Annotated in this window: 8 protein-coding genes; 5 read left to right on the forward strand and 3 right to left on the reverse strand. The window is 43.1% G+C overall.

The window, feature by feature from the left end:
* Positions 1-72 precede the first annotated feature (72 nt).
* The gene (locus DP117_RS06310) at positions 73-966 is read right to left on the reverse strand and encodes a hypothetical protein (RefSeq protein WP_169217466.1); all 894 of its coding nucleotides are present in this window, start codon (positions 964-966) and stop codon (positions 73-75) included.
* A gap of 69 nt (positions 967-1,035) precedes the next feature.
* Positions 1,036-1,629 carry a DUF1517 domain-containing protein gene (locus DP117_RS06315; protein ID WP_169217467.1) on the reverse strand — a complete coding sequence of 198 codons (594 nt, stop codon included), beginning with the start codon at positions 1,627-1,629 and terminating at the stop codon, positions 1,036-1,038.
* A gap of 187 nt (positions 1,630-1,816) precedes the next feature.
* Here DP117_RS06315 and DP117_RS06320 point away from each other — a divergent pair, with 187 nt between their 5' ends.
* The 3 genes from DP117_RS06320 (at position 1,817) to DP117_RS06330 (ending at position 4,604) form a co-directional block, all read left to right on the forward strand.
* Positions 1,817-2,659, forward strand: a complete 843-nt coding sequence (locus DP117_RS06320) for a prephenate/arogenate dehydrogenase (protein WP_169217483.1) — start codon at positions 1,817-1,819, stop codon at positions 2,657-2,659.
* Between the two features lie 96 nt (positions 2,660-2,755).
* Positions 2,756-3,655 carry an AraC family transcriptional regulator gene (locus DP117_RS06325; RefSeq protein ID WP_169217468.1) on the forward strand — a complete coding sequence of 300 codons (900 nt, stop codon included), beginning with the start codon at positions 2,756-2,758 and terminating at the stop codon, positions 3,653-3,655.
* 238 nt (positions 3,656-3,893) lie between these two features.
* Entirely contained in the window at positions 3,894-4,604 is a 711-nt protein-coding gene (locus DP117_RS06330) for an MBL fold metallo-hydrolase (RefSeq protein WP_169217469.1), read from the forward strand.
* Between the two features lie 102 nt (positions 4,605-4,706).
* Here DP117_RS06330 and DP117_RS06335 read toward each other — a convergent pair whose 3' ends face one another.
* A complete protein-coding gene (locus DP117_RS06335) occupies positions 4,707-4,985 on the reverse strand; it encodes a GH3 auxin-responsive promoter family protein (protein WP_169217484.1) in 279 nt (92 codons plus the stop codon).
* 64 nt (positions 4,986-5,049) lie between these two features.
* Between DP117_RS06335 and DP117_RS06340 the strand changes: the two genes are divergently transcribed.
* Positions 5,050-5,637: a Uma2 family endonuclease gene (locus tag DP117_RS06340; protein WP_169217470.1), complete on the forward strand. Its 588-nt coding sequence runs from the start codon at positions 5,050-5,052 to the stop codon at positions 5,635-5,637.
* Positions 5,638-5,641: 4 nt separating this feature from the next.
* Positions 5,642-6,112, forward strand: coding sequence for a Uma2 family endonuclease (locus DP117_RS06345; protein ID WP_169217471.1), 471 nt, complete (start codon positions 5,642-5,644; stop codon positions 6,110-6,112).
* The last annotated feature ends 33 nt before the right edge of the window (positions 6,113-6,145 follow it).

Consider the following 6,145-nt stretch of genomic DNA (forward strand, 5'->3'; position numbering starts at 1 on the left):
AAAAAACCCTCCCCATTTATCCATTTATGGGGAGGGATTCTACTCAAAGTATAGGTAATGAGAAAACCTTTCTTATCGCCTTCTACCACCAAAACCAGTTGAGCGGGGGACTCGAGAACGACCACCACTACCAAAACCACGACTAGAATCACGTCTAGTCGTACTAGATCTACCAGAAGGCGTTAGGGTACTACCACCATAACCGGAACCAGTAGCACGACTGCCTGTATTTGGAGTAGTGCGTCGTACAGTTGAAGAATCACCAGGATATGACCTTCTAATTGTTCCTGTACTGCGGAAAGCTGTGCGGTTTCTCTCTACTGCTGGGGCTGCATTATAGCGAGTGCGATAACTTTGAACCGCATCACCATAACTTCTACCATAGCCACCGTAGCCAGTCAAGACTCCACCAGGCTGGTATGCAGGCGGTACATAATATTGAGGTCTAAACAACAGACTACCAAGAGCCTGTCCTGCTAAAGAACCAGCAACAGATCCAGCAAAAGGTGCCCAAAAGCTATTTTCTTGACGGACGACGACTGTTTCTGGTTGTCCAGTTTGAGGATTCGTTTTCGTCTCGGTAACGTTGTGGACGTACTCAATTTTGAAATCTTCTGTGATGTACAAGGCTGGCTGTCCATTCTCTACCTTTAGGTAACTTTTCTTGCCTTCCTTGATTTCATCATCAGTTAGCCGCGCCATTTGTAAATTTTGGGTTCTAAAATTGGGAGGCGTGGCGTTGAGTAAAAATAGCGTGTACTCGCCGTCAGCATCATTGTAGGTCGCTTGTTGTACCGGATACTGACCATCATTCAGTTTGGTGGTTGCTGTCGTTTGACTTTGATTAGTGTTTCTAACTTGAGATGTAGCTTGGTTTGCGCCCCCGCCACCGCAGGCGACAGTTGTCACACACAAACTCAAGGCTAAAAAAACGGCTGTGAATTTACGCACGATTGTCATCAACATTTGACTATCATCCTATCTCCGAGCTTAACAATTTCTCAGTTGAGTGGTAGGTACGGACTACCCAACCAATTACAGGGGAATTAATTCCGGGTAAAATTGTAAGAGCTGATCGTTGGTGAGTTCGTCGCCCAACCTAGCTGGTGAAAAATGCACTTGAATTGCCCGTAATTTATGTTTGTAGTGTAAGTTTATTAAAGCTTTAAAGCCTTCTTTGAGTGCATTCATGTTAGTTAAGTCAGTTTCTAAATCTGGAACTTCTCCTTCATAAGCAACTGTAATCATGACAACGACGTTGCGCGTGACAGGAATCGATAAAGGTTGATCGTATGCCGAATCAGAACCAAAATCTGGTTCACTGAGGTAACGTTGAGCGGAATCTGTAAATAATTCATTCACATAATCTCCCGCCTCCCCTTCACTCCAAAAAACGTCGCCTTCATTCGCTGCAGAAAGCCAATATTCATCGTATTGCAGTAGGGTTTGGCAGATTTCTACCAATCCTTCCCCCAAAGTTTCTATGTCACCTTCGGTATCTATGGCTTCTCTGGCAGCACGATTCAAAACTCCTAAAATTGGTGCTACCTCAGAACCACCTAAATGTAGCATGATACGACAGACCACATAGCGGGTCTTGCCCATCATTTTATTAAAGGTATCACGCATCTTTAATTCCTCCTTTTGAAGATTGTTAGTTATTGATGAATAAGCATTCACTAATGACTTATATAATGTAATCCTTCTGGTCAAAAGCACGAACAAAGGCGAAATTCACTTCATAGCTCCAAATTTTCAGTCTTTGAGCAGCGCTTTGCAAGATATACATGATATAGAATCACAAAATCACACACAGATGAATATTGGTATTTTAGGACTAGGACTGATAGGCGGCTCTTTAGGTTTAGACTTGCGATCGCAAGGACATTATGTTTTAGGCGTTAGCCGTCGAGAATCAACCTGTCAGCGAGCAATCGCCCTAGGCTGCACAGATGAGTCCTCTGTTGACATGAGTTTGCTAGCAAAAGCAGAGGTCGTTTTTATCTGTACACCCATAGGGCTGATTGTTCCTACATTAGAACAGCTTATCGCTCATTTGCCTTCCGATACAGTCGTTACTGATGTCGGTTCAGTTAAAACACCGATAGTCAAAGCAATAGCTCCTCTTTGGGATAATTTTATCGGCGGACACCCAATGGCGGGTACAGCCGATAGTGGTATAGAAGCAGCAATCCCCAATTTATTTGAAAAAAACCCTTATGTCCTCACACCACTGCCAACAACACCACCAGATGCAATCACAATTGTAGAGAAAATAGTGTATGAACTTGGGGCAACTCTCTACCATTGTTCTCCAGAAGATCATGACAAAGCAGTGAGTTGGATTTCTCATTTACCTGGAATAATTAGTGCCTCATTAATTGCTGCTTGTATGAGTGAAACGGACACAAATGTCTTGCAATTAGCTCAAAAGTTTGCTAGCTCTGGCTTTAGAGATACAAGTCGTGTTGGTGGTGGCAATCCAGAGTTAAAAGTGATGATGGCGCGGTACAATCGGCAAGCATTGCTCAATTCACTCCAGCAGTATCGCCACAATCTAGATGAATTGATTCATTTGATTGAGCACGAAGATTGGGCAGCTTTAGAACAACAGTTACAGTTTACTCAAAAAGCAAGACCCAAGTTTGTTGATTCATAAACTTAGCTAAAGCTAAAGCTAATTCTATGCTAAAATGAAGTCATTTCGACTACGTTAAAAGATGGCAGCTTAGCTGGCTAGGGAAGGCTATGAGTTATGGTGGTAAACGAGGCTATTCAGGTTAATCTGGCTGCAGGTGATGATCTTTCAATGCTTTACCCAAACAAAGCACTCCTGTCCAGCAATTCAACCGATTGGGACGGACTCTACCTGCAATATCACCGTCAGCCACCCCCTGAAATGGTTGAACATTCCTGTCCGCAGCATCGCATCATCATTAGCGATCGCACCTTGCGATCGCCCATTGTTGAAACCTTTGAAGGACTCAACCTGTTAAATCCGGTGAGCCGTGGGACGGTTAGAGTGTTACCCGCCAATACTCGAACCTGGGCGTATTGGGAGACAGAGCATCAGTTTATGGTGCTGGCATTTGAACCAGATTTATTGGCACGGCACATGGTTGAGACAACCGATGCCAACGATGTAGAACTGCTTCCCATCTTGAACCCGTCAGATCCTCTCATTCACAGCATTGGGCTAACCCTCAAAACAGAATTGGAATCGGGTGGAATTGGGGGTCGTTTGTATGTCGATGCAATGACGACAGCATTAATGGCTCATCTGTTGCGGCGTTATTCTGTCCACCAATATTCGCCACCCCCAATCACCAACTGCTTGGCAAGGCGTACGTTACAGCAAGTGGTGGACTATATTCATCAGCATCTTGACCAAGACTTGACGCTAGCGAAGTTAGCGGCGATCGCTCAAATGAGTCCGAGTTATTTTTCAAGTTTATTCAAACAGTCAACAGGGTTTGCCCCGCATCAGTATGTGATCCAGCGCAGAATTAATCGGGCTAAACAGTTGTTGCTGCAAGGTGAACTGACTGTTGCAGAAATTGCTTACAGTCTTGGCTTCACTCATCAAAGCCATCTCAGTCGTCACTTCAAACGGTTAATTGGAGTCACACCCAAAGCATTTCTCAAAAGTCAGTAAGAATATGTTTAAAAAAGTAGGAACGTGCAAGACTCCGTGAAAACAGCCCCATACAATTAGTTTCTAAAGAATTTTCTTTAGAAAGTCGAAACAAAGAACCGTCACTTTTTCCATAAATAAATCTAGGGGCTTGAAACTTTTTAGCAGGGGAATTATTACCCCATGCAAGAAAGCTCCCCTTTCCGTTGCCTCTTTGTTGAAGATAACAACAAACCTGACATTTTCGGAGGAATTTACTATGTACCATAGACAGTGGGTTTGCACCGTTTGTGGCTATAACATGATTGGTGAGATGCCTGATATCTGTCCGTTCTGCGGAGTACACCATGATAAGTTTGTTACTTGGGATGAGGCAGAGCAGACGTATCGAGTCACACCGCATCACGTAAATGACTACGTGACGCAGTTGCTATCTGTGCCTCGTCTTGGTTTGGAACATGCTGCTTATCGCATTGAAACAGATGATGGTGCGGTCTGGATTGATTGTCCATCAGCATTCAATCGAGACTTGCAGCCAGTAGAAGCTATCTACTTCACTCACAAGGATTTTCTGGGTGCATCCAACCAGTATCGTGAGCTCTTTGATGCGAAAGTTTATCTGCACGTTCTGGATGCCGAACATCCGCTTGCTAGAACGTTTCCAGTCGATCAACAATTTAAGAGTGACTTCAGCGAGCATGGCATCGAAGCTTTCCATATTGGTGGGCACTCACCAGGCTTTACCATGTATATTTATGGCAAGGTGTTGTTTATTTGTGACTATGCATTCCCTCCAGGGTCTAGGATGCGACTCAACCCTTTTGGACCGCAAGACGAAACGCGTGACCGTGCAGCACGGATACTAGAGGTTATTTCCAAGCGATCGCTTGAGACTGTATGCGGCTACAACTTTATCACAGAATTTGATGGCTGGCGTCAAGATTTCAAGCACCTACTCGAAAAAAGCTAGATCAACCAAATAAGCTGCCTCAGCTAGGCAGGGCAAACGCTGGAATGTCAATAAAACCCTTGTAAATTGACCAACAACATCATTACTATGCTGTGGGGAGTGTCAATCAATCGTGATGGCGATCGCTTGTCTATCTTCCGGAGATAACTGCGATCGCAAGATTTTCCATTTGTACTGAACATCACGCTTACCGCTAGCTACAAATCTGTGCAATTCGGCTTCTGACCAACCTGATTGCATCAGATGAAGGCACAAGGGTTGCAATCTCTTGGACTCTCGTTTTTGAGCATATTCATTGTTGGCTGCACACAGAGCTTGGTCAATCGCAGGGATAAGTATCTGCTGTAACCACTCCCTAGAAGCCGGAGTGACAAGCTTAATATAAACAGATTACAACAAATTCATATTCAAATGACTGTAGCTATTTTCACTTGAGATACTTAATATGGTATTACAAACACAAAAGCGCCATTACACCCCAGAAGAATATCTGGAATTAGAAGAGCAAGCCGAGTACACAAGTGAATATAGAGATGGAGAAATTATCCCAATCCCAGGGGGAACAACCAACCATAATAAAATTGCTGGAAACTTTTGTAGAAAATTTCCTTTAACAGTACAAGGACAAGCTTATGAAATATATTTTACAGATGTAAAGGTATGGATACCTCGTTACCGTCTCTACACTTATCCTAATGTGATGGTCGTCAAAGGTGAACCGATATACGAAGGAACGAATACGACAACTATTACTAATCCCTTGTTAATTGTTGAAGTTTTATCAAATTCCACTAAAAATTATGACAAAACAGACAAGTTTAAATATTACCGTTCCATTGCTGAATTTCAAGAATATATTATGATTGACCAGTACAGTTTCTCTGTGGAACAATATGTGAAAAAAGCAGAAGGAGAATGGACTTTTAAAGAGCATGAAGGGAAAAATGCCATTTTAGCCCTAAATTCTCTAGATTTTCAAATTAGCTTTAGTGATATTTATGAGCGGGTGAATTTTGAGTTGAGCGAGGAATAGTGGTATGGTTCTTGGTATTCGCCTTTTAAACGTTCAAGAATATCATCGCATGGCGGAAATTGGAATTTTTCATCCAGAGGAACGAGTTGAGTTAATTGCAGGACAACTCATCCGAATGTCAGCGAAAGGAACTGCTCACGAATCAGCAATTACCAGAACAGAGAGATTATTTCGCCAACGTTTGGGTGAACAAGTTTTGCTAAGGCTTCAGTCACCTGTTCAACTTGATGATTACTCAGAACCAGAGCCAGATATTGCGGTGGTTATGCCCAATCCGCTAGATTACGATGACCATCATCCAACTGCGTCTGAAGTCTTTCTGATGATTGAGATAGCCGATAGCAGTCTCAAATATGACCGAGAGGTCAAAGCTCCAGCTTATGCTCAATCTGGTATCGTAGATTATTGGGTTTTAGATGTGAATGCACGCAAGCTGCACATATATCGCTTACCGAGTCATATCAAGTTCGCTTAATTGCTTATAAATCCCGAAGAACCCCACCCCGGT

Source organism: Brasilonema sp. UFV-L1 (genome assembly GCF_012912105.1).
Lineage (GTDB): Bacteria > Cyanobacteriota > Cyanobacteriia > Cyanobacteriales > Nostocaceae > Brasilonema.

Coding starts and splice junctions, on each gene's coding strand:
- DP117_RS06330 (WP_169217469.1), top strand. CDS start 3,894: ATGTACCATAGACAGTGGGTTTGCACCGTTTGTGGCTATAACATGATT.
- DP117_RS06345 (WP_169217471.1), top strand. CDS start 5,642: ATGGTTCTTGGTATTCGCCTTTTAAACGTTCAAGAATATCATCGCATG.
- DP117_RS06315 (WP_169217467.1), bottom strand. CDS start 1,629: ATGCGTGATACCTTTAATAAAATGATGGGCAAGACCCGCTATGTGGTC.
- DP117_RS06325 (WP_169217468.1), top strand. CDS start 2,756: ATGGTGGTAAACGAGGCTATTCAGGTTAATCTGGCTGCAGGTGATGAT.
- DP117_RS06320 (WP_169217483.1), top strand. CDS start 1,817: ATGAATATTGGTATTTTAGGACTAGGACTGATAGGCGGCTCTTTAGGT.
- DP117_RS06340 (WP_169217470.1), top strand. CDS start 5,050: ATGGTATTACAAACACAAAAGCGCCATTACACCCCAGAAGAATATCTG.
- DP117_RS06310 (WP_169217466.1), bottom strand. CDS start 966: ATGTTGATGACAATCGTGCGTAAATTCACAGCCGTTTTTTTAGCCTTG.